Origin of the sequence: Vibrio penaeicida, from assembly GCF_019977755.1 — a bacterium.
Taxonomy (GTDB): domain Bacteria; phylum Pseudomonadota; class Gammaproteobacteria; order Enterobacterales; family Vibrionaceae; genus Vibrio; species Vibrio penaeicida.
This window is the reverse complement of sequence record NZ_AP025144.1, coordinates 3,468,735-3,494,924: the sequence shown is the minus strand read 5'-3', so window position 1 is coordinate 3,494,924 and position 26,190 is coordinate 3,468,735. Positions and strand designations below refer to the sequence as shown.

The following is a 26,190-nucleotide window of genomic DNA, read 5'->3' as shown; positions in this document are numbered from 1 at the left end:
TCATGTTTTCTAACTACTCGTCATGCGAAGGGAAGAGGACTTGGTCGATAAGGTCGCACAGACAATGTAGGGTTACCATGTGAACTTCATGGATACGGGCAGTACGATGAGATGGGATGCGAATTTCGACGTCCGACTCACCTAATAACCCGGCCATCTCGCCGCCATCTTTACCTGTGAATGCGATGATGGTCATATCACGGGTTACAGCGGCTTCCATTGCTTTGATGATGTTTTTGCTATTTCCGCTCGTTGATATAGCGAGAAGAATATCGCCTGTTTGCCCAAATGCCCGTACCTGTTTGGAAAAAATTTCTTGGTAGTGATAATCGTTGGCGACAGCAGTTAGAGTTGTATTATCCGCCGTAAGTGCCATTGCTGGAAGGCTCGGTCTTTCAGTCTCAAAACGATTGAGAAGGCAAGAAACAAATTGTTGAGCGTTCGAGGCTGACCCGCCATTACCACAACAAAGAATTTTATTGCCATTAAGTAAACTGGTCACCATTGCCTGCGCGGCATGCATAATGTGATCAGGCAGCGCTTCGGCCGCAGCAATTTGAATTTGAATACTTTCTGTAAAGCTTTCTTTAATGCTGTCTAGCATCGATTATCCTTGAGTTATTGCGTTCTTTATCCACTCAACTTGACGACCTTCATCATGAATGGCGACGACGTCAAACCGGAAGTCGGTATCGTAAGGAGATAAGTTGTTCTTGCTTAGCCATATCATAGCGGCTTTAATCAGCTTTCGCTGTTTTGCTGGTGTTACCATTTCCGCTGCGTGCCCATAGTGGCTTTGTTTACGATACTTTACCTCGACAAACACAACCGTGCTTTGGTCTTTCATTATCAAATCTAATTCACCAACTTTGGTATTAAAATTAGACTCAATCGGTTTTAACCCTTTACCAGCAAGAAACTTACTGGCAAAGGATTCGTATCGTTCGCCTAACGCTCTACGGTTAAATAGCCTCATGCTCAGCCCAGCTAACTTCGCGCTGAACCACACACTCGTTATTAATGGTTAGAGTGCCAGTTTGCCCTTTAACTGAGTATTCTGGCATAACTTTCATTTGTGGCAACTCTAAGATGAGCTTGTATGCATCCATTCCAAGCGCATGTAGGCGTTTTTCTACATTACCACTTTTCGGCCAGTTTTCTTCAAGTTGCGCCTTTAAAGTGGAGTTTTGCTCAATCAGCATCGGAATGTCACTGTAAACCACACCACTTAAGTCTTCATACTGACGCTTTTTCCCACTATTACTCCGCGAGTTTGAAAACAGCTTAGGAGGCGTTGTGTCTGGATTGATGGCCACTTCAATGAAAGGTTTAATGAGGGTCAGCTCGGAACTTTTAGCCACAACATAGACCGCATCAATATCGCGACGGCTGCGAGGTTGAGACTCTGTTTGAATGTTGATTAGGCGGTTAAGTTGGGCTATGCGCGCTTGACTGTCTGCTAGACCAAAGACTGAGTTGATGTTCTTTTGAAGCTGGGACTTGTTACCGAAATAGCTGAACGCTGCTGGGTTCTTACTGTATTTTTCCCATTCTGACTTGAATGCTTGAGTGACTCGCTCACCAAAGCCTCCTACAGGAGCAAGAATCAGTGGATATTGGAACCCGTTTGCAAATAGATATTTCGCGGCTTGAGCAACCTCTTGTTCAGGAGAGAGCGTGAAATAACACACACGAGTTTCAGGTAGCTTTGCATCTGGGATGTTGAGTGCAAGCATGGGAAGTTGTGTAGATTGTTGAAGCACTTCCACTTTGTCTTTTACCAATGGACCCACAACAAAATCCACATGACGTTTTTCAAGCTCTTGCTGAATTTCATCGGTTGAAAGCGCAGCGGAATCAAGAACCGTCAACGTCGCCATGTCTTCTCGATTAAAATCATCCATCATGGCATGAATGAAACCATCACGAACCAACTGACCTTGCTTTCCATATTTTCCACTGAGAGGTAATACCAGCCCAGTATTTGTAGGCTTAATGATTTCTAGGGCAAGAATGGCTTGGACATCAGCAGGAGTATAAATGTTCGCTGGGTGCTCTGGATTGGCTTCAAACCAAGTTTCTAATGTACTTTTGAGCTGAGCAGGGTTACCTGAAATGGTTTTCATGTAGACGGCGAGTTGAAGCCAGCCTTGTAATTCGGATTCCCCATCCTCCGCTTGCAAAGATGTAATATCGTACTCAGAGTACGTACTCAGATTGAGCCAAATATTCTGATGATTTCGCACTTGCGCATCTTCAAACGAATACTGATTAGCAGCAATATATTCTCGGCTGGCGTTTAGGTGATCCGATAGCAACTCAAACAACTGCGCACGAAATTCATGATATTCACTCCACTGAGCATTATTTAGCTCCCACCAAGACTGATAATTCAGCTGTTTCAGAGCGGATTGAATTTCACCTGTACGGAAGAGCAATTGCGCGCGCGAAATTTGCCATTCAGCCATTTGCACAGGTGATAAAGCTTGCTTAGATAGACGTTTTACTAAATGATCGGCTCTGACCAAATCGTTTTCTTGCAAAGCCGCTTTTAACGCCATGATCAGAAGATCATTTTGGGTGCCACCTTTCGCACTGTCGGCTTGCATGACATAGGCCTGTGCACTTTGCGTTGGATCTTGTGTAACGTCAATATTCACAGGTGTTTGTGAAGTAGTCGAACACGCCGCTAAAGTTACTGCCAAGGCGATAGGGGTCAGAAGGCGTGGTACACTAAATTTATTCTGGTGCTTCATAGCCATGAGTTCTTGTTAAACAAATACAAAATTGTCTCTATATTAATCGTTGAAGTGATGGTAAACAAATGACAGACAACAATTCTTCCCCGTCTGAGGTCTCAACTCTCTATATTGTTCCCACCCCAATCGGAAATTTGGGAGATATTACGCAGCGAGCCATAGAAGTTTTATCCAACGTGGATCTTATTGCCGCTGAAGATACCCGACACACAGGCAAGTTACTTTCCCACTTCAATATATCGACGAAAACATTCGCTCTGCATGATCACAATGAACAACAAAAAGCGCAAGTACTGGTTGAGAGGTTACAACAAGGGCTTTCTATTGCTCTGGTTTCCGATGCTGGAACGCCATTAATCAGTGATCCAGGGTATCACCTAGTGAATCAATGTCGTCAGGCCGGTGTCAAAGTTGTGCCATTACCTGGTGCCTGTGCTGTGGTGACAGCATTGAGCGCTGCAGGGCTGCCTTCCGATCGATTCAGTTTTGAAGGTTTTCTTCCTCCTAAGAGTAAAGGTCGAAAAGATAAGTTCCTTGAAATTGCCAAAGCTGAGCGTACCTGTATTTTTTATGAGTCGCCGCACCGTATCATGGACTCTCTCAACGACATGCTTGAGATCCTTGGTGCTGATAGAGAAGTGGTTCTAGCCCGCGAGCTGACCAAAACATATGAAACCATTCAGGGGATGCCGTTAGGCGAACTTATTCCTTGGATTGAAGAAAATGACAACCGTAAAAAAGGTGAAATGGTGTTGCTCATACACGGTCACCGAGAGCAAGCCACAGAAGAAATACCTGATGAGGTGACTCGTACTTTGAGTATTTTAACCAAAGAGTTACCACTCAAAAAAGCGGCAGCAATGACGGCAGAAATATACAACCTCAAAAAAAATGCTTTGTATAAATGGGGATTGGAGCATTTAGATTAAGACTCGTCGATAAGTTGCTTGAGTTTTATACGATTGGCATTAAAAATATCGTCAACCCTAATGAGCCCCTAGACAGTAGGCATCTATCTCTATACAATCCGCGGTCGGAGTTGACTGGGTAGTCGCTGCTTCGTTGGTGTCCTTCGGGAGACTGACGGAGGGGAGGAAAGTCCGGGCTCCAAAGAGCAGGGTGCCAGGTAACGCCTGGGGGGCGCAAGCCCACGACAAGTGCAGCAGAGAGAAAACCGCCGATGACCTATTTCCTTCGGGAAGGGCACAGGTAAGGGTGAAAGGGTGCGGTAAGAGCGCACCGTGCGACTGGTAACAGTTCGTAGCAAGGTAAACTCCACCCGGAGCAAGACCAAATAGGCTTCCACATTGCGTTGCTCGCGTAAGGAAGCGGGTAGGTTGCTTGAGCCAGTGAGCGATTGCTGGCCTAGACGAATGGCTACTGCCGCGCAAGCGGAACAGAACCCGGCTTATGTGTCGACTCCACCTATTCAGAACCCATCATTACTTTACCGAGTAATGATGGGTTTTTTGCTATTTGCTGACGCATTTAAGCCTATTGTGGCTAAACTAAGCGAGACTTAGATACAAAAGCTAACAAAATAAGATTAAGTACTGGCAGCAAAGAGCGAAATCAGTACACTAAACCCTTGCTTTATTTTCGCCATTCGGCACAAGAGAAAACCATGACAGAAACTTTTCAGCACATTTCCGTTTTACTAAATGAATCCATTGATGGGTTGGCAATTAAACCCGACGGCATTTATATAGACGGCACTTTTGGTCGTGGTGGTCATAGCCGAACCATTCTTTCTAAGTTGGGAGAAAACGGTCGCTTATTCAGTATCGATCGCGATCCGACGGCGATTGCTGAAGCCCAAAAAATTGATGATCCTCGTTTTACTATTGTTCATGGTCCATTTTCGGGTATTGCAGAATACGCCGAGCGCTATGATCTTGTGGGCAAAGTTGATGGCGTGCTTCTTGACCTTGGTGTTTCATCCCCACAATTAGATGACGCTGAACGTGGATTCAGTTTCATGAAAGATGGTCCATTGGACATGAGAATGGATCCGACGTCAGGTATGCCGGTTTCTGAGTGGCTAAAAGAAGCCGAATTAGATGACATTACGTGGGTCATTCGTGAATTTGGTGAAGATAAGCACGCAAGACGAATTGCTAAAGCCATTGTCGCCTATCGTGAAAATGAAGAAAACGAGCCAATGACACGTACAGGTCAGCTCGCTAAGTTGATTTCAGATGCAGCCCCAAAAAATTTCAAAGAGAAAAAGCATCCAGCGACTCGTAGTTTTCAAGCATTTCGAATTTACATCAATAGTGAATTGGAAGAGATCGATACCGCTTTGAAAGGGGCAGCTGAGATTTTAGCGGCAGAAGGACGTCTTTCTGTCATCAGTTTTCATTCTCTCGAAGATCGCATGGTTAAGCGTTTCATGCGAAAAGAGAGTAAAGGACCTGAAGTGCCTCATGGTATCCCAATGACGGAAGATCAAATTAAGGCATTGGGCAGCGCGCGAATGAAAACGCTCAGTAAAGCCATCAAACCTTCGAAACAAGAAGTGGATGAAAATACGCGTTCACGCAGTTCAGTGTTAAGGATTGCGGAAAAACTCTAATGCCGAGTGCCAAGGACGCTTCCCCGAATCTCGCCAAGCTCATCTTTATCGACATTGTTACCGTCGGAAGAGTGCCTGCGACCCTATTATTATTAGCGTTTGCCTCAGCGATGTGGGTTGTGCATACCACGCACGATACGAGAGCTGCCATTCACCAACGTGATAGCGAACTGGTTGAGAGGGATCGTTTAGATAACGAATGGCGCAACTTAATACTGGAAGAGAATGCGTTGGCAGAGCACAGTCGTGTGCAAGAAATGGCGCAGAAAGAGTTAGACATGAAGCGTCCTGATGCCGACAAAGAGGTCATAGTTTCTTTCCAATGAGTAAGTCTAAAACCACTTCTAACACAAGAAAACAACCCGAAAAAGAAACGCCAATTCTTATCCGTTGGCGTTTTGCTGTTGTACTTGGGTTCGTTGTGTGTGTTATGGGGGCATTATTAGCGCGGTTGGCTTACATTCAGGTCGTTGAGCCAGATAATCTAATTAGACAGGGTGATTTACGCTCTGTTCGTGTCAAGGCGCTACCTTCTGCTCGGGGGATTATTTCTGATCGGAACGGGGAGCAACTTGCTGTCTCCGTACCCGTTGAAGCCGTTTGGGCAGATCCAGTCACCATATTTAAAGAGTCCGGACTAGAGCCGATAGAGCGCTGGTATGCATTGGCCGACGTACTTGGAATGGACCGCCAAAAACTTATTACGCGCATCAATAAGAATAAATCGCGCCGTTTTATCTATCTTCAACGCCAAGTCAGCCCTGCCATGGCAAATTATATTCGAGAATTAAAGCTAGCGGGTGTAGGGCTAAAGCAAGAATCTCGACGTTATTACCCCTCTGGTGAAGTTAGTGCTCACTTGATTGGTGTGACTGGAATCGATGGACATGGGCTTGAAGGCATAGAGCGTTCGTACGACAAATGGCTCATGGGTGAGGCAGGCAAACGCACCATTCGAAAAGATCGCTTTGGGCGGGTTGTCGAAAATATCTCGCTCGAAGAAAGAGAAGAAGGGCAACCACTTCAACTTACTGTGGACCAAAGATTGCAATCCATCGCGTACCGAGCGATGAAACAGGCGGTGGCCGATCACAACGCGACTTCGGCTTCAGCGGTGCTTCTCGATGTTAAAACTGGCGAAGTGTTGGCGATGGTTAATGCGCCATCTTACAACCCAAACAATCGTTCTCAACGACAAAGTTTTCGCATGAGAAACCGCACCATTACAGATGCATTCGAGCCGGGTTCGACAGTGAAACCTTTCGTCGTATTGGCCGCTCTAGAAAATGGTGTGGCTGATGAAAATACAGAAATTGATACGGGTAATGGCATTTTACAAATTGGCGGAAGCCGAGTAAGAGATGTCTCTAAGGTCGGGAAAGCCGATCTCACCACCATATTAAAAAAATCGAGTAATATCGGCGTCACTAAGTTAGCGCTCGCTATGCCGCTGGAAGCATTGCTGGGAATGTACAGCTCTGTAGGGTTTGGCGAAGTCAGTGGTTTGAACCTTGTCGGCGAAACAACCGGTATATTTCCATCGCGACGTCGTTGGTCTAAGTTTGAAATCGCAACGCTATCATTTGGTTATGGACTATCGGTTTCACCAATTCAACTAGCGCATGCTTACGCGACATTAGGTAATTATGGGATGTATCGACCTTTGCATATTGTGAAAAACAATAAGCACGATATTTCAAAACAAGTGATCGATGAGCATAACGTAAAGTTAGTTCTGAATATGATGGAGAAGGTAACCCAAAAAGGGGGCAGTGCCACGCGTGCTGCCGTTCCGGGTTATCGGATTGCCGCCAAAACGGGGACATCCCGTAAAGCAACGGCTGGTGGTTATAGTGACGAATATTTTGCTTATACGGCAGGCATTGCACCAGTAAGCGATCCAAGGTTGGCATTAGTTGTGGTCGTGAATGAACCGCAAGGTGACCAGTATTACGGAGGCACCGTTGCTGCACCTGTTTTTTCTGAAATTATGAAAGGTGCGCTGCAAATTCTCAATGTCGCACCGGATGAAAATCAGTTTTCGGAATAATAGAATTTCTAAAGAATAGATAAGAGGACATTGCGTGCATAATTTAGCTTCTCTGATTCGTCCATGGACAGATGCAAATATTCCTGAAGAATTTAACGTTCGTATTACTCAGTTAGTATTGGATAGTCGAAAAGTACAGCCAGGTGACACATTTGTGGCGCTTTCAGGCCATGCGGTTAATGGTCATGATTTCATTCCTGCGGCTGTTAACAGCGGAGCTGTGGCAGTAATTGCTCAGGCAACCGAAGAGCACCCACATGGTAGCTATGAAGAGCAAAGCGGTACGCTGATCGTTTATCTAAGCGATTTGAATATGATCTTATCGGCAATTGCTTTGCGAGCATATGGTGACATAGATACCAAGCTTATTGGTGTCACTGGGACCAATGGAAAAACTACTATTACGCAAATCATCGCTCAATGGATAGAACTGGTTGGTCAAAAAGCCGCAGTAATGGGCACGGCCGGTAATGGCTTTCTCCACGATATTAAACCTGCGTTAAACACAACTGGCAGTGCAATTGAAGTGGTTGAAACCTTATCTAACCTAAGACAGCAAGGTGCAGAGCATGCGGCTATTGAAGTCTCTTCTCATGGTTTGATTCAAGGAAGAGTGAAGGCCCTGACTTTTTCTGTAGGCGTATTTACTAACCTGAGTCGTGATCATCTTGACTACCATGAAACCATGAAGTCCTACGCTGATGCGAAATTTACTTTGTTCCGAGACCATGACTGCCGCAAAGCCGTGATAAATGTCGATGATTCGGTCGGGGCGCAATGGGTCCAACAGCTATCGTCGCCTTTGGCGGTGTCTTTAGAGTCAAATCCAAATACAGAAAAGTCTCTATATGCCACAGAGGTGAAATACAGCACTAAAGGTATTGAGCTCTCATTTGACGGTAATTGGGGGGCTGGCAAGCTTTCCGTTCCTCTGATTGGTGCTTTTAATGCAAGTAACATATTACTTGCGTTTGGTTCTTTGTTGGAATTGGGCTTTGAAAAAGAAGTGTTAATAGAAGCCGCACCTAGGCTTTCCCCTGTTATTGGCCGTATGGAGCTCTTCCAGCGTAGCGGCAAAGCCAAAGTTGTCGTGGACTATGCACATACACCCGATGCATTAGAAAAAGCGTTATCAGCGTTACGTGTCCATTGTGAAGGGAAGCTATGGGCAATCTTTGGGTGTGGTGGTGATAGAGATATTGGTAAACGCCCGATGATGGCGGACATAGCTGAAAGGCTGGCCGATCACGCGATTTTAACGGATGACAACCCAAGAAGTGAGTCCCCTGAAATAATCGTTAAGCATATGCTCGGTGGCATGAAGCAGCCAGATAGGGTGGTGATTAAGCATGATAGGTTTGATGCTTGCTCGTATGCTCTGCGCAATGCATCTGAAAATGACATTATTTTATTAGCAGGCAAAGGGCACGAAGATTACCAAGTATTGGCTGACAAAACGGTGCACTATTCGGATAGGGAAACCGCAGAACAATTATTAGGAATCATGGGATGATCAGTTTTTACCTTTCTCAAGCAAGTCAAATTCTTGAAGGGACGTTGAAGGGAGAGGATGTTCAGATACATTCTGTCTCAACGGACACTCGCACCATTGAGGAATCAGCCTTGTTTATCGCAATCGTGGGTGAGCGATTTGATGCCCATGATTTTTGCCAGCAAGCGATAGACAAAGGGGCAAAAGCGCTTTTAGTTGAGCGCGAACTTCCCATCGACATACCGCAAATAATTGTTGAAGACACAACAAAAGCACTTGGCGCGCTTGGTTCTTGGGTGCACGAACAAAGCGAAAGCTTAACCTTAGCTCTAACAGGAAGCTGCGGAAAGACGACAGTGAAAGAAATGTTGAGTGCAGTCTTGCGTCAAAAAGGTCACGTATTGGCAACGCTTGGCAACTTTAACAATGAGTTTGGTGTGCCACTAACATTGCTTCGCTCAGAAAAGAAAAACGACTATGCCGTTATTGAGCTGGGGGCTAATCATATTGGAGAGATTTCCTACACGACTCGCATAGTGAAGCCCAAAATAGCGCTAGTAAACAATGTGGCGGCTGCGCACCTTGAAGGTTTTGGCTCGATGGACGGAGTAAAACAAGCGAAAGGTGAAATATTTCAAGGGTTGTCCAGTAACGATATTGCTGTTGTAAATAAAGACAGTAATGGCTTGGAATTTTGGGGGGAAACGTTAAACGATAAGCAAGTCGTTACGTTTTCTGCTTCAGATTACAGTGCTGATTTTTTCGCAAAAGATATTGAAATCTCAGAAGAAGGGCTTCCCTCTTTTACACTTTGTACCCCGCTTGGCAATGCACCAGTGAGTTTAACCTTAGTTGGTGAGCACAATGTTGCTAACGCTGTTGCGGCAGCTGCGCTTGGACAAAACGCTGGCGCTACGCTGACAGAAATACAATTTGGTCTGGCTAACATGACAAATGTTTCGGGTCGGGTAGAAGTGATCAAGCTCAATGAACATGTTCGCCTTATCGATGATAGTTACAATGCCAGTGTTCCTGCGATGAAAGCCGCTGCTGATCTACTGAATCATTACGACGGCGTGCGCTGGTTAATTTTGGGCTTCATGGCGGAATTAGGTGACGAAAGCCTTGAACTTCATCGTGAAGTCGGACAACATTCGGCACCATTTAATTTTGAATATGTGTTGACCTACGGGGACGACACAAAAGTGATCAGCGAAGAATGTGGTGGGCAACATTTTGATTCTCACGACGCGATGATCCAATTTATTAAGCAGCAGCTAGAAACACAACAAAATCAAATGCACACACTTTTGGTCAAAGGGGCGAATAGCGCCGGAATGAGCAAAGTAGTCGCTGCTTTGAAGGAGATTCAATAATGATTATTTGGCTCGCCGAGTTACTTCAACCATATTTTTCTTTCTTTCGATTGTTCGAATACCTGTCTTTTCGTGCCATCCTCAGCGTATTGACCGCTCTGGGTCTTTCATTATGGATGGGACCTCGATTGATTGAGCGTTTGCAAATGCTGCAAATTGGTCAAGTTGTTCGCAATGACGGTCCTGAATCTCACTTTAGTAAGCGCGGCACTCCAACAATGGGAGGGTTGATGATTCTATCCTCCATTGCAATAACGGTTTTACTCTGGGCAGATTTATCCAACCCTTATGTCTGGGCTGTAATGGCGGTCTTATTAGGATATGGCGCTGTTGGGTTTGTCGATGATTATCGTAAAGTTGTACGTAAAAATACCGATGGTCTTATCGCTCGTTGGAAATACTTCTGGCAATCGAGTATTGCACTTGTCGTCGCGTTTGCACTCTATGCGCATGGTAAAGATACAGCGGCAACTCAATTAGTAGTGCCATTCTTTAAAGATGTCATGCCTCAACTGGGCTTACTGTATATTGTATTTACGTATTTCGTGATCGTTGGTACCAGTAACGCGGTGAACTTAACCGATGGGTTAGATGGTCTCGCGATTATGCCAACGGTCATGGTTGCGGCGGGTTTTGCTGTTATCGCGTGGGCGACGGGTAACGTGAATTTTGCCGCATACCTGCATATCCCTCATATCCCTTACACTAGTGAGTTGGTTGTGGTGTGTACCGCTATCGTTGGTGCTGGTATGGGCTTTTTGTGGTTCAACACATACCCTGCACAGGTCTTCATGGGTGATGTCGGCTCTCTTGCATTAGGTGGAGCGCTTGGCACTATTGCGGTATTAGTGCGCCAAGAACTTCTGCTTGTGATCATGGGGGGCGTGTTCGTGATGGAAACAGTATCCGTTATCCTTCAAGTTGGATCATACAAACTTCGTGGTCAACGTATTTTCCGTATGGCACCTATTCACCATCACTACGAATTGAAAGGCTGGCCAGAACCTCGCGTTATTGTACGCTTCTGGATCATCTCTATTATTTTGGTTCTTATTGGTCTGGCGACCTTGAAGGTACGTTAATCGATGAATGTAAATCCAAACAATCAGCGTTGGGAGAACCTGAAAGACGTCGTGGTAGTGGGGCTTGGTATTACAGGCCTGTCCGTCGTCAATCATTTGCTGCGCCAGAAGCAACCTCTAAATGTGAAAGTCATCGATACTCGAGAAAATCCTCCGGGTTTGGATAAACTGAATGAGGATGTGGCTGTCCACACTGGAAGTTGGAATGAGAGCTGGCTTAAGAATGCTGACCTCATTGTGGCGACCCCCGGTATTGCATTAGCTACACCAGAATTGCAGCGTGCTATTGAACATGGCGTACCTGTTGTCGGTGATATTGAATTGTTTGGTTGGGCAGTAACCAAACCCGTTATCGCTATTACTGGGTCAAATGGTAAAAGCACCGTTACCGATTTGACTGGTGTAATGGCTAATGCTGCGGGTTGTAAAACAAGAGTTGGCGGAAATATCGGGATTCCTGCTTTGGATCTCCTTGCAGAGGATGCCGATCTTTACGTGCTTGAATTATCGAGCTTCCAATTGGAAACGACATCGAACTTACCTCTAGTTGCTGCCGCTTATTTGAACCTGACCGAAGATCATATGGATCGATATGATGATTTTGCCGGTTATGGTGCTGCCAAGCAGCGAATTTTCTTAAATGCCCAAAAAGCCATCGTTAATCAACAGGATTCAGCGACGTTCCCAACGCCTAATTATTCCGGTGATATCATCACTTTTGCGCCTTCCAATGCAGACTATTGTTTGAAAACAGTGAATGATGACGTTTTTCTCGCGAAAGACGATGATCCCTTTGTTCCGACATCTTCTTTAAGTCTTGTCGGTCAACACAATAGTATGAATGCTTTGGTCGCAATGGCTTTACTTGATGCGGCAGGTATCGACTATCATTCATCTGTTTCCGCTCTCCAAAATTACACTGGACTAACCCATCGTTGTCAGGTTGTTGCTCAATCCCGTGGCGTAAAGTGGGTGAATGATTCCAAAGCCACCAATGTCGCCAGTACTTTAGCCGCTTTGTCGGGGTTGCAGTGTGAAGGACAACTTCATTTGTTGGTGGGTGGTGATGGAAAAGGTGCCGATTTTTCTGAACTTGAACCCGTGTTGGCGTCTTTACCAGTGACATTGCATTGTTACGGCGACGATGGCAGCGAGTTTTTGTCTTTACACCCGTCAGCTATCCGCTGGAATACTATGGATGAGGCATTATCGAGCATTTCATCCAAGTTAAATGCTGGTGATATCGTTATGCTGTCCCCTGCTTGTGCCAGTTTTGACCAATATCCAAACTTTATGGCGCGTGGCGATGCGTTTACTCAACTCGCTCAACGTTACTCGTCCTCGTAAGGCTAAAGGGAATTCTGTTGGGACGCTTAATCGAAACATTTTCAAACTGCAAACACTGGCTGTTTGAACCAGCACCCAAAGCACTGTTTGATAGACAGCTACTTTGGCTGTCGTTCGGTCTAATGCTTATCGGCTTAGTCATGGTGACATCAGCTTCTTTTCCCGTTAGTAGTCGCCTTACAGATACACCATTTTACTTCATGTATAAGCAGCTTGTGTTTTGTGTTGTGGGGCTTGCTGCGGCTTCAGTTGTTGTTCAAATCCCCATGGATCGTTGGTTTAAATACAGCCATATATTATTGGGGATTTGTTTCGTTCTATTGATTGTTGTGCTGGTGGCAGGCAAGTCCGTGAATGGTGCTTCGCGCTGGATCCCGTTAGGGGTTTTCAACTTGCAGCCAGCAGAATTGACCAAGTTATCCTTGTTCATGTTTATGGCAGGTTATTTGGTTCGAAAACAAGACGAAGTGAGGAAAACGTTTTTCGGTGGCTTTATGAAGCCCATTATCGTTTTCGGTCTTGTTGCTCTTTTATTGTTGGGGCAGCCAGATTTGGGCACTGTGATTGTCATGCTGGTGACCATGTTCGGACTGTTATTCATTGCAGGCGCAAAACTGTGGCAGTTTTTGGCGCTGATGATGGTTGGAATAGCTGGCGTTGTTGTGTTGATATTGGTGGAGCCTTATCGAGTACGACGAGTTACATCTTTTTTAGACCCATGGGACGACCCATTTGGTAGCGGCTATCAGTTGACTCAATCCTTGATGGCATTTGGTCGTGGTGGTTGGTTTGGTCAGGGGTTAGGTAATTCCATTCAAAAGTTAGAATACCTTCCTGAAGCACATACAGACTTTGTTTTTGCGGTGATCGCCGAAGAGCTTGGGTTTGTTGGCGTTAGCATTGTCCTCGTGTTGATATTTGTGTTAGTACTGAAAGCAATATTTATTGGAAAGAAAGCGTTTGAAGCAAAGCAAATGTTTGGTGGATACTTGGCATTTGGTATTGGAATATGGTTTGCTTTTCAAACACTGGTCAACGTTGGTGCTGCTGCGGGTATGGTTCCGACTAAAGGGCTCACTCTGCCGCTGATTAGTTATGGTGGTTCCAGTTTAATCGTGATGTGTGTCGCGGTGGCAATATTAATGCGGATTGATCATGAGCGGCGACTGTCGCAACAAATAAAGATTCCTGAAAATAAGAACTCAAATGAAACAAAATAAACGTTTATTAGTGATGGCTGGTGGTTCGGGGGGGCATGTTTTCCCGGGGCTTGCCGTTGCCAAATGCTTGCAAGATGAAGGGTGGGAAATTCGTTGGTTAGGCACGGCTGACCGTATGGAAGCCGACCTTGTCCCAAAACACGGCATTGATATCGACTTTATTCAAGTGAAAGGTCTTCGTGGGCAGGGCGTTTTAAAATTGATTCAAGCACCTTTTCAAATTCTCAATGCTATCTTTCAAGCCAAAAAGCACATCAAAGCATGGCAGCCTGACGTGGTGTTAGGAATGGGCGGATATGTCAGTGGACCTGGTGGTGTTGCGGCTTGGTTATCGGGTATTCCTTTGGTTCTTCATGAGCAAAATGCGGTAGCGGGCTTAACGAATCAATGGCTATCAAAAATTGCAACCAAAGTCTTTCAGGCCTTTCCCGGTGCTTTTAAAGGTGTTCCGGTAGTGGGTAACCCCGTGAGAAAAGATGTGACGACTCTTGGTTCTGCAAAATCTCGGATAGCGTCCCGTGAAGGCGACATACGTATTTTGGTGATGGGTGGAAGCCAAGGGGCAAGAATCCTCAATACAACATTGCCTGAAACAGCAGCTTTGCTTGGAAACGGCTATGTTATTCGCCATCAAGCAGGCAAAGGAAACCAAGAGTCTGTCCAATCTGCCTACGAAAGTGCTGGTATTCAAGCCGAAGCAACCGAGTTTATTGATGACGTATCAGCTGCTTATGAATGGGCAGACCTAGTTGTATGTCGATCCGGTGCACTCACCGTCTCTGAGATATCATCTGCTGGAGTCGGCGCAATCTTTGTACCTTTTATGCATAAAGATCGCCAACAAGCATTGAACGCCGATCATCTTGTTGATGCTAATGCCGCGATTATGATTGAGCAACCAGACCTGACTTCAGAAAAATTATCAGAAGCCATAAAACAGCTAGACAGAGCGAGCTTGGTGGAGATGGCAAGTAAAGCCCAAAAGTCGGCAAAACCCAATGCTGATCAATACGTAGCGAATGCGATTAAAGAATTAACTCAACAGTCTGTTGACCGATAGAATGAGAAACACAAAATGACAATAGAACACAACCAAGACATCTCTCAAATCCGTGCAATGGTGCCTGAGATGAGAAGAGTGAAGTCCATTCATTTTGTCGGAATTGGTGGTGCCGGAATGAGTGGCATCGCTGAAGTGCTCTTAAATGAAGGTTACCACATCTCAGGATCAGACCTAGCCGAAAACCCAGTAACAGAAAGGTTGAGTGGCAAAGGAGCAACGATCTATTTTGGTCATGATGCAGGTAATGTTGAAAAAGCCAGTGTCGTCGTTGTCTCGACTGCCATTCAACAAGATAATCCAGAGTTAGTTGCTGCGAAAGAAAGGCGTATTCCAGTTGTTCGTCGTGCTGAAATGTTGGCTGAATTAATGAGATTCCGACATGGCATTGCTGTGGCAGGAACACATGGTAAAACAACGACAACTGCGCTTGTCACGCAGATTTATTCTGAAGCTGGACTCGATCCAACGTTTGTAAATGGCGGATTGGTTAAAAGTGTTGGTACAAATGCTCGTTTAGGGTCTAGCCGTATTCTTATTGCAGAAGCCGATGAAAGTGATGCTTCATTCTTACATTTACAGCCAATGGTCAGCATCGTTACCAATATCGAAGCTGATCACATGGATACTTATGGCGGCGACTTCGAAACTTTAAAACAAACGTTCATTGATTTTCTCCATAACCTGCCATTCTATGGACAGGCAATCATGTGTATAGACGATCCGGTTGTACGTGAGCTGATTCCAAGAGTCAGCCGCCAAGTTATTACGTACGGATTCTCTGAAGATGCAGACGTAAGAATTGAAAATTATCGCCAAGAAGGGCAACAGGGTAAATTCACGGTTGTGCGTAAAGGAAAAGCCAACCTAGACATTACGTTGAACATCCCGGGTAAACACAATGCACTAAACGCATCCGCTGCTATTGCTGTAGCAACAGAAGATGACGTGGCTGATGAAGCGATACTAAGCGCAATGGCAGGTACTCAAGGTACTGGACGACGTTTTGATCACTTGGGAGAGTTCGAAACAGGTTGTGGTAAGGCAATGCTGGTCGATGACTATGGTCACCACCCTAGCGAAGTGGATGTCACCATTGATGCAGCAAGGGCTGGATGGGAAGACAAGCGATTGGTCATGGTATTTCAGCCGCACCGATATAGCCGAACGAGAGATTTGTATGATGATTTCGCTAATGTGCTCGAAAAGGTTGATGTACTTATTATGCTCGATGTCTATTCAGCTGGCGAAGCGCCTATTGCTGGAGCTGATGGTCGTGCTTTATGCCGGACGATTCGTAGCCGAGGTAAGTTGGACCCAATTTTTGTTCCAGAAACTCAAAACCTACCGAGTGTCCTAGCGAATGTTCTCCAAGATGGTGACCTAGTATTAACACAAGGAGCTGGTGATGTTGGTAAGGTTGCCAAAGTGCTGGCTGGTTTAGAGTTGAACGTAGAACGTATGCGTCAGGAATAATAGCCAAGCCTTTATTTTGTCTGTTTTTTGTCCGGTGTGTCACACTAGACCATATTTATTCTTGTGGTTGATGGACTATGGGATGATGGTCAGTATAATCGCTAGTTTGAGTAAATCAGTCGAATGGTCTTTAGTTTTAGGATGTTCTGCTCTAAACCGAACAAGAATATCGTTAAATAATTGATAGCATTGGTATGTACTCAGTGAGCCACGAAAGCGAAATAGAAACGTACGAAGAGTTACCCAAGCCCCACAATACACTCTTGGGGATAGGCTTTTTAGTCGTTGTTGTCTTGTTTATTGGTTGGTTGATATTTTCTACATTGAATTGGATGTGGGACGAGCAACGATTACCATTATCTAAATTGGTACTGCAAGGGGATTTAACTCACGTGCAGCCAAAAGAGGTGCAAAGTGCCTTTGCTTCATTCGAGCATATTGGCACCTTTATGTCTCAAGACGTTGATGAGCTTCAAAATGCCTTATTAGCCCTACCTTGGGTAGCGCGAGTGTCAATACGTAAACAATGGCCAGACACGATCAAAGTATATTTAGTTGAGCATGAAGCCCAAGCTATATGGAATGGTATTTCCATGCTCAACATGGAAGGAAATGTATTTGATGCCGATATTGCAGAGCTGACGAGTGAAAAGATTAAACTTTATGGCCCTGAAGGGAGTCATCAGCAAGTCTTGCAAGCCTGGCAAAAAATTCAAGAGCTACTGGCTCCGGTGGACCTTACCGTTTCTTCCGTACTCCTAAACGACAGACGTGCATGGCAAGTTATTTTGACTAGCGGAATACGTTTGGAGCTTGGAAAAGAAGCGCTTCTTGAACGAATAACACGTTTTGTTGCGCTTTATCAAAAGCTTGGCTCAAAATCGCAACAGATTAGTCATATCGACTTACGGTATGATACAGGAGCGGCAATAGGTTGGTTTCCAAATCAGGATTTAGTACAAGAGAGCACAGATGACTAAAACCACAGATGACAACATCATTGTTGGTCTTGATATTGGTACTGCGACCGTTTCCGCTTTGGTAGGTGAATGCCTACCAGATGGGCAGATTAATATTATTGGCGCTGGCACAAGTCCGTCGAGAGGTATGGACAAAGGTGGCGTGAATGATCTTGAATCTGTGGTCAAGTCAGTACAAAGGGCTGTTGATCAAGCTGAATTAATGGCTGAATGCCAAATCAGCAAAGTATTTATTTCGCTTTCTGGGCGTCATATTGCTAGCAGGATTGAAAAAGGAATGGGAACCATTTCAGATGAAGAGGTTTCTCAGGACGATATGGATCGTGCGATCCACACAGCAAAGTCCATAAAAATTGGTGATGAACAGCGAATTTTACATGTAATTCCTCAAGAATTTACTATTGATTATCAAGAAGGGATTAAGAATCCGCTTGGCTTATCAGGGGTAAGGATGGAGGTCAGCGTTCATCTGATTTCTTGCCATAACGACATGGCGAGAAATATTATTAAAGCGGTAGAGCGTTGCGGACTGAAAGTAGAACAGCTGGTTTTTTCTGGCTTAGCTTCGAGTAATGCAGTCATTACCGAAGATGAACGAGAGCTAGGTGTTTGCGTCGTCGATATTGGCGCTGGGACAATGGATGTATCCATTTGGACTGGTGGTGCGCTTAGACATACGGAAGTATTTTCCTACGCCGGCAATGCAGTGACAAGTGACATCGCATTTGCTTTTGGCACGCCTGTTAGCGATGCTGAAGAGATAAAAGTAAAGTACGGCTGTGCGCTCAGTGAGCTTGTCAGTAAAGATGATACTGTGAATGTTCCAAGTGTTGGTGGTCGTCCGTCTCGAAGTTTGCAACGACAAACACTATCGGAAGTGATTGAGCCCAGATATACTGAACTTATGGGCTTGGTCAATCAGACTATCGATAACGTTCAAGACAAACTGCGAGCAGAAGGGATTAAACACCATCTCGCAGCAGGCGTAGTCTTAACGGGTGGAGCTGCACAGATTGAAGGGGTTGTGGAATGCGCCGAAAGGGTTTTTCGTAACCAAGTCAGAGTAGGTAAACCGTTGGAAATCAGTGGCCTAACTGATTACGTTAAAGAGCCGTATGATTCTACGGCAGTTGGATTACTTCATTACGCAAAAGACAGCCAATTCTCTGAAGATGGTGACTACAACGAACCCAAGCGACAGTCTAATGTTTCTGGGTTGTTTCAAAAAATGCGTAATTGGATACAGAAAGAGTTTTAACCTGAAATACAGGAAAAACGGAGATAACAAATGTTTGAACCGATGATGGAAATGTCTGACGATGCGGTAATTAAAGTCGTTGGAGTTGGTGGTGGCGGTGGTAATGCCGTAGAGCACATGGTGCGTGAATCTATTGAAGGCGTGGAATTCATCAGTGTCAACACAGATGCTCAAGCACTTCGTAAAACGAGCGTAAACACTGTTATTCAAATTGGTGGCGATATCACCAAAGGTCTTGGAGCTGGCGCAAACCCGCAGGTAGGTCGCGAAGCGGCTCTTGAAGACAGAGACAGACTTAAAGAAATTCTAACCGGTGCCGATATGGTATTTATAGCGGCCGGTATGGGTGGTGGTACAGGTACAGGTGCAGCTCCAGTAATCGCAGAAGTAGCGAAAGAACTAGGAGTTCTAACGGTAGCTGTAGTGACTAAGCCATTTGGATTCGAAGGAAAGAAACGTCTTGCTTTTGCAGAACAAGGCATCGAAGAATTATCAAAGCATGTAGATTCTTTGATTACCATCCCGAATGAAAAGCTGCTTAAGGTATTGGGACGTGGTGTTACTCTGCTTGAAGCATTTGCAAGCGCCAATGACGTTCTTAAGAACGCAGTACAAGGTATTGCTGAATTGATTACTCGCCCTGGCATGATTAACGTCGACTTTGCGGACGTACGCACTGTAATGTCGGAAATGGGGCATGCGATGATGGGAAGCGGTGTCTCTAAGGGAGAGGACCGAGCAGAAGAAGCGGCAGAGACGGCAATTTCTAGCCCACTTCTGGAAGATATTGATTTGGCTGGCGCAAGAGGTGTTCTTGTGAACATTACGGCAGGTTTGGATATGCGTCTGGACGAATTCGAAACTGTCGGTAATACTGTAAAAGCGTTTGCATCAGATAATGCGACGGTAGTTATTGGTACATCTCTGGATCCGGACATGACCGATGAAATTCGCGTAACTGTTGTTGCAACCGGAATTGGCAACGAGAAAAAACCTGAAATTACTTTAGTAACAGGTGCTTCCAAGCCACAAAACACCACGCCAGCTCAACAGCCAGCTGCTCCAGCAGCCAAAGTTGAAGAAAAAACGGCACAGCCTTTGCAAGCGAATAACTTGCCAAAAGGTGAAGAGGTGAAGAGTCAGCCAGCTGCTCCAGCTAGCCCTTCGACTCCTGCTCAAGGTGGTGCAAACACTGCACCGAAGCAGGAAAAAGAGAATGGTTATTTGGACATTCCAGCGTTCTTGAGACGCCAAGCTGACTGATTATTGTACGAAATAATTGATATTCGTCAGAAACGTGGTAGCATGTGCGGTCGATTTTCCGGTCGCACGGCTGGTATACGTAGTAGGGGTAGGTAAATGATCAGACAAAGAACTCTGAAAGAGATGGTGAAGACAACTGGAGTGGGTTTGCACTCGGGTAGAAAAGTCACACTTACTCTTCGTCCAGCTGCGGCGAACACAGGGGTTATTTATCGCAGAACGGATATGAATCCGCCTGTCGATTTCCCAGCCGATCCTGCGTCAGTTCGTGACACCATGCTTTGTACTGCGCTAGTCAACGATGAAGGTATCAGAATCTCAACCGTTGAGCACCTCAACGCGGCACTAGCTGGTATGGGGATCGACAACGTAATTGTCGAAGTGGACGCACCTGAAATCCCTATTATGGATGGCAGCGCGAGTCCGTTTGTTTACCTGTTGCAGTCGGCTGGTATTGAAACGCTCAACGCCCCTAAACGTTTCGTACGTATTAAGAAAAAGGTTCGCGTTGAAGATGGTGATAAGTGGGCTGAGTTAGTCCCTCACGATGGTTTTCGTATGGATTTCGCTATCGAATTTGATCATCCTGCAATTGAATCTGACGAACAGCACCTACTTTTTGATTTTTCTTCTCAAGCGTTTGTCAAAGATATCTCACGAGCACGAACTTTTGGGTTCATGAAGGACATTGAATACCTTCAATCTCAGAACTTATGTCTTGGTGGTAGCTTTGATTGTGCGATTGTGTTGGACGAGTACCGAATTCTTAATGAAGAAGGGCTACGTTTCGAAAACGAATTCGTGACTCATAAAGTACTCGATGCCATTGGCGACTTGTACATGTGCGGTCATAGTATTGTTGGTGAACTTCGCGCCTATAAATCCGGTCATGCGATGAACAACAAAGTACTAAGAGCGGTACTTGCCGATCAAGAAGCGTGGGAGTGGGCATCTTTCGAAGAAGAAGTTGGGTCTCCAGTCGCGTTCGGTGAACCTAATATGGTTCTCGCGTAGAAGCGAACATAAAGAATTAAAAAAACCAGACACTAGTGAACTGACCCCCAATAGTTGGACACCAATTATTGGGGGTCTTTTTATGTCCAAATACAACCGAGCATTGAAATGCTCAATAGCGAAACAATACCTACAAGGCGAAAGCTCATCTCAGGAGCTTTCTCGCCTTCATTCCATACCATCGCGTCAAATACGTTACTGGGCACAAGTATTCGATATTCATGGCTCTCAGGCATTTATGCCTCATAGTTTTGCAAAAAATGCGCAAACTAAACTGCAAGCTTTAACTCATATGTGGACGAATGGTTGGTCTATCAGTCACACTAGTGCGGTTTTAAACTTTTCTTCCCCTGGCACAATCGCTGTTTGGCTCAAACAGTACGAAAGAGATGGCTTTCAGGGGCTTGAACGTAGCAGAGGACGACCCGTAATGAGTAGGCACCCTTTTATTCAAAACAAGAGCGATGACGAGAAAACACTGGAAGAGCTCAAAGAGGAGTTAGCGTACTTGCGAGCAGAGAATGCTGTCCTAAAAAAGTTAGAGGAGCTGGAACAGGAGAAACATCGTCGAACAAAGAAAAAACGAAAGTAGTTCTAGCTCTTAAAAATCGATATCTACAGCAACATCTCTTGCATGCTCTTAAGTTAGCAAGAAGTAGCTTCTATTATCATGCGCAGTCGAACAACGCCATCGAAAGCTATCAAGATGAAAAACGGTTAATTGAGAAAATATATCATGACCATAAAGGGAGATATGGCTATCGTCGTATTCATTTAGAGTTAAGGAGACAGGGCGTCATGCTTAACCATAAGACAGTTCAACGTCTAATGGGGTTACTAGGCTTGAAATCAACGGTCAGACCTAAGCGGTACAGCTCTTACAAAGGAGATGCTGGGACAACCGCTCCAAATGTACTTGAACGGGACTTCAATGCAACGAAGCCTGATGAAAAATGGGTAACTGATGTCACTGAGTTTAAAGTTCAACAACAAAAGGTGTATCTATCACCAATTGTTGATCTGTTTACTCAAGAAGTTGTCGCTTACAGGGTTGCTAAAAATGCGTGTTTACCTCTGGTTACTGACATGCTGACTGAGGCGGTTGCGACCTTAGCTAAAGACGCTAAGCCCATAGTGCATAGCGATCAAGGTTGGCAATATAGGCATAGGAAGTATCAGCAAACTCTCGCTGAACGGGGATTAACTCAAAGTATGTCACGAAAAGGAAACTGCTTAGATAACGCAGTAGCAGAGAACTTCTTTGCCTTACTGAAAACAGAAATGTACCATAATCAGCACTTTGAAGATGCCGATGACTTAATCGCACATATTGACGAATACATCGAGTATTACAATACGAAACGCATCAAGGTGAAACTAAAAGGCCGGACTCCGACGGAATATCGAAATCAGGCCTTAAAAGCCGCTTAACAGAAATGTCCAACTTTATGGGGTCACTTCACTAGTCTGGTTTTTTTGTTTTTGAAAACCAGAATTTATTTGCTGCCAATTGTCTTATTTCTCAAATTTTCTTATTTCTAGTGTTAGGCTATTTTTTCTTTTTCGCCAAATTGGCAATGTTTTCTAGCCTTTGTTTCACTTTGGGTGTGGCGTTAGGCATATTTGCTGTTGCAATTAAGAACTCAGCTGCGACCTCTGAAACGGGAACTTCCTGCCATTCGGGATCCGGATCGGACATATCTTGCCCTCGATAAAGTGACGGATTTATTCGAATTTGAACCCCCATCAGTTTTGCGTACCCTTGCTGGCGAAGCTGAGTCAATAAGTGTAAACGATCATAATTCAGTTTCATTTGTACGGAAGCGCTGGCAACTTCGATGACCAAGTGGTTATCCTTTATGTTAGCCGCTCGACAATGCTCCAGTAAGCTTGCGGGTAATAGAGATTTTAATAGCTTATTTAGTTCATTGATCTGTTTCGCATGTTCTTGAATTTTACTTAGCTGTTGAGATTCAAGAAGATCATTTGTCAGTGTCGGTCTGTGATCGCGCATCGCCATCTCCTCACTACTGTATTCCGAGACTTCCTTAATTCGAGAGTGTAGAGCAGTGACCTTTGAATACCAAGCCTTTGGGTAACTTTCTGCTTCAGCGTCGAAAATTTCTGGGGGATTATTGTCCGAACATCGAAAATTTCTAAACCTGTCTCAAACAATTGCTAATACCCATGGTTGTCAATTTGATAATCACTTAATATACGAGGCAAATTTGAAAATTAAGATTGGCGCTTGAAAATCAAAGGTGCCGCCTCAATATTCTTACAAACATGATGTATCTCAGTATTCTTAGTTTGGAACTGGTAGAGACTGAAAGTTACAAGGATAGATCGAGCACGATCTAAACAGAGAGATTCACTGAAAATGATAACTAAGCTACTGACAAAAGTAATTGGCAGCCGCAACGATCGAACTCTGCGTCGTCTGCGAAAAATAGTCAAAGAAATTAATAATTACGAACCAGAATTTGAAACATTATCTGATGAAGAACTGAAAGCGAAAACAGTAGAGTTTCGCGAGCGCCTAGAAAAAGGCGATTCTCTAGACAGTTTACTTCCGGAAGCATTTGCTACAGTACGAGAAGCATCTAAGCGTGTTTTTGGTATGCGTCACTTCGATGTGCAGCTCATTGGCGGTATGGTCCTTAACAATGGTCAGATTGCTGAAATGCGTACGGGTGAAGGTAAAACCTTAACCGCAACTCTTCCAGCTTACCTTAACGCGCTTCCTAGTAAGGGCGTGCACATTGTAACGGTGAATGATTACTTAGCATCTCGTGATGCAGAAACAAACCGCCCACTTTTCGAATTCCTTGGTATGACGGTAGGCGTTAACGTACCGAATATGCCTCCGTTAGCAAAAAAAGAAGCCTATCAAGCGGATATTCTTTACGGAACGAATAACGAGTTTGGTTTCGATTACTTACGCGACAACATGGCTTTCAGAGATGAAGACCGTGTGCAGCGAGAGCGTTTCTTTGCAGTTGTCGATGAGGTGGATTCCATTCTTATTGATGAAGCGCGTACCCCACTTATCATCTCTGGTCCTGCTGAAGATAGCTCAGATCTTTACACTCGTATTAACACTCTGATTCCTAACCTTGTTCGCCAAGAGAAGGAAGACACAGAAGAGTACCGTGGTGATGGGCACTACACTCTGGATGAAAAATCCAAGCAGGTTCACCTGACTGAAAATGGTCAGGAGTTTGTTGAAGAGTTGATGATTAAGAACGGTTTGATGGATGAGGGCGATACGCTTTATTCTCCAACCAATATAAGCCTACTTCACCATGTAAATGCAGCACTGCGCGCTCACGTTTTGTTTGAGCGTAATGTGGACTACATCGTCAATGAAGATGATGAAGTTGTGATAGTCGATGAGCATACAGGTCGTACAATGCCTGGTCGTCGTTGGTCTGAAGGTTTGCATCAAGCGGTAGAAGCAAAAGAAGGTGTTAAAATTCAAAATGAAAACCAGACGCTCGCGTCTATCACATTCCAGAATTTCTTCCGCCTATACGAAAAACTGTCGGGCATGACAGGTACTGCGGATACCGAAGCGTTTGAATTCCAGTCAATTTATGGTTTGGAAACCGTTGTTATTCCAACCAACAAACCAATGATCCGTGATGATATGCCAGATGTGGTGTACCGTACTGAAACTGAGAAGTTCAATGCGATCATTGAAGACATCAAAGAGCGTGCTGCAAAAGGTCAGCCATCTTTGGTTGGTACGGTGTCTATTGAAAAGTCAGAGCTGCTTTCAAACGCGCTGAAGAATGCCAAGGTTAAGCACAATGTACTGAACGCTAAGTTCCACGAAAAAGAAGCGGAAATTGTTGCTCAAGCTGGTACTCCTGGTGCGGTGACCATTGCGACCAACATGGCGGGTCGTGGTACCGATATCGTACTAGGTGGTAGCTGGCAAGCGAAGCTGGAGCAACTGGACAACCCTTCTCAAGAGCAGATAGATCAAATTAAAGCGGATTGGAAAGAAGTACACGACAAAGTACTTGAAGCTGGTGGTTTACATATTATCGGTACTGAGCGTCATGAATCTCGCCGTATTGATAACCAGCTGCGTGGTCGATCTGGTCGTCAAGGTGATGCAGGTTCATCACGCTTCTACCTATCGATGGAAGATTCACTGCTACGTATCTTTACTTCTGATCGCATGGCGAGCCTTATCCAAAGTGGTATGGAAGAAGGTGAAGCGATTGAAAGTAAAATGTTGTCTCGTTCTATCGAGAAAGCACAGCGTAAAGTTGAAGGTCGTAACTTCGATATTCGTAAGCAGCTTCTTGAATTCGATGATGTTGCGAACGATCAACGTAAAGTTGTCTACGAGTTGCGTGACGAGCTCATGAGTGCTGAAGACATCAGCGACATGATTGAACAAAACCGCACAGATGTATTCGACATCGTAATTAGTGAATACATTCCACCTCAGTCTTTAGAAGATATGTGGGATGTGAAAGGTCTTGAAGATCGCCTAAAAGCAGATTTTGATTTAACCATACCGCTCCAAGCTTGGCTTGATGAAGACGACAAGTTATACGAAGAGGCGCTTCGCGAGAAGATTCTTGATACGGCAGTTGAGACGTACAAAGAGAAAGAAAAAGTGGTGGGAGAGAATATCCTACGTAACTTTGAAAAGTCCGTGATGCTTCAGACTCTTGATACATTATGGAAAGAACACCTTGCTGCGATGGATCACCTCCGCCAAGGTATTCATTTACGCGGCTATGCACAGAAGAACCCGAAACAAGAATACAAACGTGAGTCGTTTGAATTGTTCGAAGGTTTGCTGGACTCACTCAAAATTGATGTGATTACTGTGCTCAGCAAAGTTCGCGTTCAACAGGAAGAAGAAGTGGAGCGTATGGAAGCTCAACGCCGTGCACAGGCAGAAGAAGCCGCACGACGTCAGCAGTTCCAGCATCAACAAGCTGAAAACCCGCTTTCTGATGGTGAGCAAGAAGAAGCCAGTCAGCAACCTACTCAACGCGAAGAGCGTAAAGTCGGGCGCAACGAACCTTGCCCATGTGGCAGTGGTAAGAAGTTTAAGCAGTGTCACGGTAAGATTTAATTCTTCCCTCTCTCCCAAAAGAGCCGCAGTCGCGGCTCTTTTTGTATCTATCTACTTTACTGTCTTGTACAAAGAATAAACCTTGTTTAACTGTGGTAACTTTCGAGCCTTTACGTTACATTGATCACATCGTA

21 protein-coding genes, 1 other RNA gene and 1 pseudogene are annotated in these 26,190 nt (G+C 44.9%); 19 read left to right on the top strand and 4 right to left on the bottom strand.

All coding sequences use genetic code 11. The features are described from left to right. Window positions 1–13: 13 nt before the first annotated feature. Genes LDO37_RS15680 through LDO37_RS15670 form a run of 3 tightly spaced genes read right to left on the bottom strand, consistent with a single transcriptional unit; the run spans window position 14 to window position 2,762 of the window. Entirely contained in the window at window positions 14–604 is a 591-nt protein-coding gene (locus LDO37_RS15680) for a phosphoheptose isomerase (RefSeq protein WP_104401297.1), read from the bottom strand. Between the two features lie 3 nt (window positions 605–607). Further along, a complete protein-coding gene (locus LDO37_RS15675; RefSeq protein ID WP_126607499.1) occupies window positions 608–976 on the bottom strand; it encodes a YraN family protein in 369 nt (122 codons plus the stop codon). Beyond that, window positions 963–2,762 carry a penicillin-binding protein activator gene (locus tag LDO37_RS15670; RefSeq protein ID WP_399480333.1) on the bottom strand — a complete coding sequence of 600 codons (1,800 nt, stop codon included), beginning with the start codon at window positions 2,760–2,762 and terminating at the stop codon, window positions 963–965. Before LDO37_RS15670 ends, LDO37_RS15675 begins: the two co-directional genes overlap by 14 nt. Before the next feature lie 62 nt (window positions 2,763–2,824). Here LDO37_RS15670 and rsmI point away from each other — a divergent pair, with 62 nt between their 5' ends. The 18 genes and pseudogenes from rsmI to LDO37_RS15580 all read left to right on the top strand — a co-directional run. Further along, entirely contained in the window at window positions 2,825–3,688 is an 864-nt protein-coding gene (gene rsmI, locus LDO37_RS15665; protein WP_126607501.1) for a 16S rRNA (cytidine(1402)-2'-O)-methyltransferase, read from the top strand. A gap of 106 nt (window positions 3,689–3,794) precedes the next feature. Next, an RNA gene (rnpB, locus tag LDO37_RS15660) (RNase P RNA component class A) lies at window positions 3,795–4,186 on the top strand. 197 nt (window positions 4,187–4,383) lie between these two features. Then, window positions 4,384–5,334 (top strand): 16S rRNA (cytosine(1402)-N(4))-methyltransferase RsmH, encoded by a 951-nt coding sequence (gene rsmH, locus LDO37_RS15655; RefSeq protein ID WP_126607502.1) that lies wholly within the window; start codon window positions 4,384–4,386, stop codon window positions 5,332–5,334. After that, complete coding sequence (ftsL, locus tag LDO37_RS15650; RefSeq protein WP_101112427.1) at window positions 5,334–5,660, top strand: cell division protein FtsL; 327 nt, start codon at window positions 5,334–5,336, stop codon at window positions 5,658–5,660. The genes rsmH and ftsL overlap by 1 nt, the downstream gene beginning before the upstream one ends. Then, on the top strand, window positions 5,657–7,384 hold the full coding sequence (locus LDO37_RS15645) for a penicillin-binding transpeptidase domain-containing protein (RefSeq protein ID WP_126607503.1): 1,728 nt from the start codon (window positions 5,657–5,659) through the stop codon (window positions 7,382–7,384). Before ftsL ends, LDO37_RS15645 begins: the two co-directional genes overlap by 4 nt. 34 nt (window positions 7,385–7,418) lie before the next feature. Beyond that, a complete protein-coding gene (gene murE / locus LDO37_RS15640) occupies window positions 7,419–8,897 on the top strand; it encodes a UDP-N-acetylmuramoyl-L-alanyl-D-glutamate--2,6-diaminopimelate ligase (protein ID WP_126607504.1) in 1,479 nt (492 codons plus the stop codon). Further along, window positions 8,894–10,252, top strand: a complete 1,359-nt coding sequence (locus LDO37_RS15635) for a UDP-N-acetylmuramoyl-tripeptide--D-alanyl-D-alanine ligase (RefSeq protein ID WP_126607505.1) — start codon at window positions 8,894–8,896, stop codon at window positions 10,250–10,252. Before murE ends, LDO37_RS15635 begins: the two co-directional genes overlap by 4 nt. Then, window positions 10,252–11,334, top strand: coding sequence for a phospho-N-acetylmuramoyl-pentapeptide-transferase (gene mraY, locus LDO37_RS15630; protein ID WP_101112423.1), 1,083 nt, complete (start codon window positions 10,252–10,254; stop codon window positions 11,332–11,334). The genes LDO37_RS15635 and mraY overlap by 1 nt, the downstream gene beginning before the upstream one ends. Before the next feature lie 3 nt (window positions 11,335–11,337). Then, window positions 11,338–12,681, top strand: coding sequence for a UDP-N-acetylmuramoyl-L-alanine--D-glutamate ligase (gene murD / locus LDO37_RS15625; protein WP_126607506.1), 1,344 nt, complete (start codon window positions 11,338–11,340; stop codon window positions 12,679–12,681). A gap of 29 nt (window positions 12,682–12,710) precedes the next feature. Further along, complete coding sequence (gene ftsW / locus LDO37_RS15620) at window positions 12,711–13,901, top strand: cell division protein FtsW (RefSeq protein ID WP_126607511.1); 1,191 nt, start codon at window positions 12,711–12,713, stop codon at window positions 13,899–13,901. Continuing rightward, a complete protein-coding gene (murG, locus tag LDO37_RS15615; RefSeq protein ID WP_126607507.1) occupies window positions 13,888–14,961 on the top strand; it encodes an undecaprenyldiphospho-muramoylpentapeptide beta-N-acetylglucosaminyltransferase in 1,074 nt (357 codons plus the stop codon). Before ftsW ends, murG begins: the two co-directional genes overlap by 14 nt. A 15-nt stretch (window positions 14,962–14,976) precedes the next feature. Beyond that, window positions 14,977–16,437, top strand: a complete 1,461-nt coding sequence (gene murC / locus LDO37_RS15610; RefSeq protein ID WP_104401288.1) for a UDP-N-acetylmuramate--L-alanine ligase — start codon at window positions 14,977–14,979, stop codon at window positions 16,435–16,437. A 194-nt stretch (window positions 16,438–16,631) separates the two neighbouring features. Further along, on the top strand, window positions 16,632–17,417 hold the full coding sequence (locus LDO37_RS15605) for a cell division protein FtsQ/DivIB (protein WP_126607508.1): 786 nt from the start codon (window positions 16,632–16,634) through the stop codon (window positions 17,415–17,417). Then, a complete protein-coding gene (gene ftsA, locus LDO37_RS15600) occupies window positions 17,410–18,675 on the top strand; it encodes a cell division protein FtsA (RefSeq protein WP_101112418.1) in 1,266 nt (421 codons plus the stop codon). The genes LDO37_RS15605 and ftsA overlap by 8 nt, the downstream gene beginning before the upstream one ends. 30 nt (window positions 18,676–18,705) lie before the next feature. Further along, window positions 18,706–19,938: a cell division protein FtsZ gene (gene ftsZ / locus LDO37_RS15595; RefSeq protein ID WP_104401286.1), complete on the top strand. Its 1,233-nt coding sequence runs from the start codon at window positions 18,706–18,708 to the stop codon at window positions 19,936–19,938. A gap of 96 nt (window positions 19,939–20,034) precedes the next feature. Further along, window positions 20,035–20,952, top strand: a complete 918-nt coding sequence (gene lpxC, locus LDO37_RS15590) for a UDP-3-O-acyl-N-acetylglucosamine deacetylase (protein WP_126607509.1) — start codon at window positions 20,035–20,037, stop codon at window positions 20,950–20,952. 82 nt (window positions 20,953–21,034) lie between these two features. Further along, the gene (locus tag LDO37_RS15585; protein WP_126607613.1) at window positions 21,035–21,544 is read left to right on the top strand and encodes a helix-turn-helix domain-containing protein; all 510 of its coding nucleotides are present in this window, start codon (window positions 21,035–21,037) and stop codon (window positions 21,542–21,544) included. Next, window positions 21,544–22,383: pseudogene (locus LDO37_RS15580) on the top strand (IS3 family transposase); the annotation flags it as partial. The gene LDO37_RS15585 and the pseudogene LDO37_RS15580, both read left to right, overlap by 1 nt. Before the next feature lie 118 nt (window positions 22,384–22,501). Here the strand turns inward: LDO37_RS15580 and LDO37_RS15575 are convergent. After that, window positions 22,502–22,966 carry a DUF721 domain-containing protein gene (locus LDO37_RS15575; protein WP_101112415.1) on the bottom strand — a complete coding sequence of 155 codons (465 nt, stop codon included), beginning with the start codon at window positions 22,964–22,966 and terminating at the stop codon, window positions 22,502–22,504. A 366-nt stretch (window positions 22,967–23,332) separates the two neighbouring features. On the opposite strand from LDO37_RS15575, the gene secA reads away from it, so the two are divergent. Beyond that, window positions 23,333–26,056, top strand: coding sequence for a preprotein translocase subunit SecA (gene secA, locus LDO37_RS15570; protein ID WP_126607760.1), 2,724 nt, complete (start codon window positions 23,333–23,335; stop codon window positions 26,054–26,056). Window positions 26,057–26,190: the final 134 nt, after the last annotated feature.

Excerpts from the sequence above, each read along its gene's own strand:
- rsmH (WP_126607502.1), top strand. The coding sequence starts at position 4,384 with ATGACAGAAACTTTTCAGCACATTTCCGTTTTACTAAATGAATCCATT.
- LDO37_RS15635 (WP_126607505.1), top strand. The coding sequence starts at position 8,894 with ATGATCAGTTTTTACCTTTCTCAAGCAAGTCAAATTCTTGAAGGGACG.
- ftsZ (WP_104401286.1), top strand. The coding sequence starts at position 18,706 with ATGTTTGAACCGATGATGGAAATGTCTGACGATGCGGTAATTAAAGTC.
- secA (WP_126607760.1), top strand. The coding sequence starts at position 23,333 with ATGATAACTAAGCTACTGACAAAAGTAATTGGCAGCCGCAACGATCGA.
- LDO37_RS15645 (WP_126607503.1), top strand. The coding sequence starts at position 5,657 with ATGAGTAAGTCTAAAACCACTTCTAACACAAGAAAACAACCCGAAAAA.
- murC (WP_104401288.1), top strand. The coding sequence starts at position 14,977 with ATGACAATAGAACACAACCAAGACATCTCTCAAATCCGTGCAATGGTG.
- LDO37_RS15585 (WP_126607613.1), top strand. The coding sequence starts at position 21,035 with ATGTCCAAATACAACCGAGCATTGAAATGCTCAATAGCGAAACAATAC.
- ftsL (WP_101112427.1), top strand. The coding sequence starts at position 5,334 with ATGCCGAGTGCCAAGGACGCTTCCCCGAATCTCGCCAAGCTCATCTTT.
- ftsA (WP_101112418.1), top strand. The coding sequence starts at position 17,410 with ATGACTAAAACCACAGATGACAACATCATTGTTGGTCTTGATATTGGT.
- mraY (WP_101112423.1), top strand. The coding sequence starts at position 10,252 with ATGATTATTTGGCTCGCCGAGTTACTTCAACCATATTTTTCTTTCTTT.
- LDO37_RS15675 (WP_126607499.1), bottom strand. The coding sequence starts at position 976 with ATGAGGCTATTTAACCGTAGAGCGTTAGGCGAACGATACGAATCCTTT.
- LDO37_RS15605 (WP_126607508.1), top strand. The coding sequence starts at position 16,632 with ATGTACTCAGTGAGCCACGAAAGCGAAATAGAAACGTACGAAGAGTTA.
- LDO37_RS15680 (WP_104401297.1), bottom strand. The coding sequence starts at position 604 with ATGCTAGACAGCATTAAAGAAAGCTTTACAGAAAGTATTCAAATTCAA.
- LDO37_RS15670 (WP_399480333.1), bottom strand. The coding sequence starts at position 2,762 with ATGGCTATGAAGCACCAGAATAAATTTAGTGTACCACGCCTTCTGACC.
- rsmI (WP_126607501.1), top strand. The coding sequence starts at position 2,825 with ATGACAGACAACAATTCTTCCCCGTCTGAGGTCTCAACTCTCTATATT.
- lpxC (WP_126607509.1), top strand. The coding sequence starts at position 20,035 with ATGATCAGACAAAGAACTCTGAAAGAGATGGTGAAGACAACTGGAGTG.
- murG (WP_126607507.1), top strand. The coding sequence starts at position 13,888 with ATGAAACAAAATAAACGTTTATTAGTGATGGCTGGTGGTTCGGGGGGG.
- LDO37_RS15575 (WP_101112415.1), bottom strand. The coding sequence starts at position 22,966 with ATGCGCGATCACAGACCGACACTGACAAATGATCTTCTTGAATCTCAA.
- murD (WP_126607506.1), top strand. The coding sequence starts at position 11,338 with ATGAATGTAAATCCAAACAATCAGCGTTGGGAGAACCTGAAAGACGTC.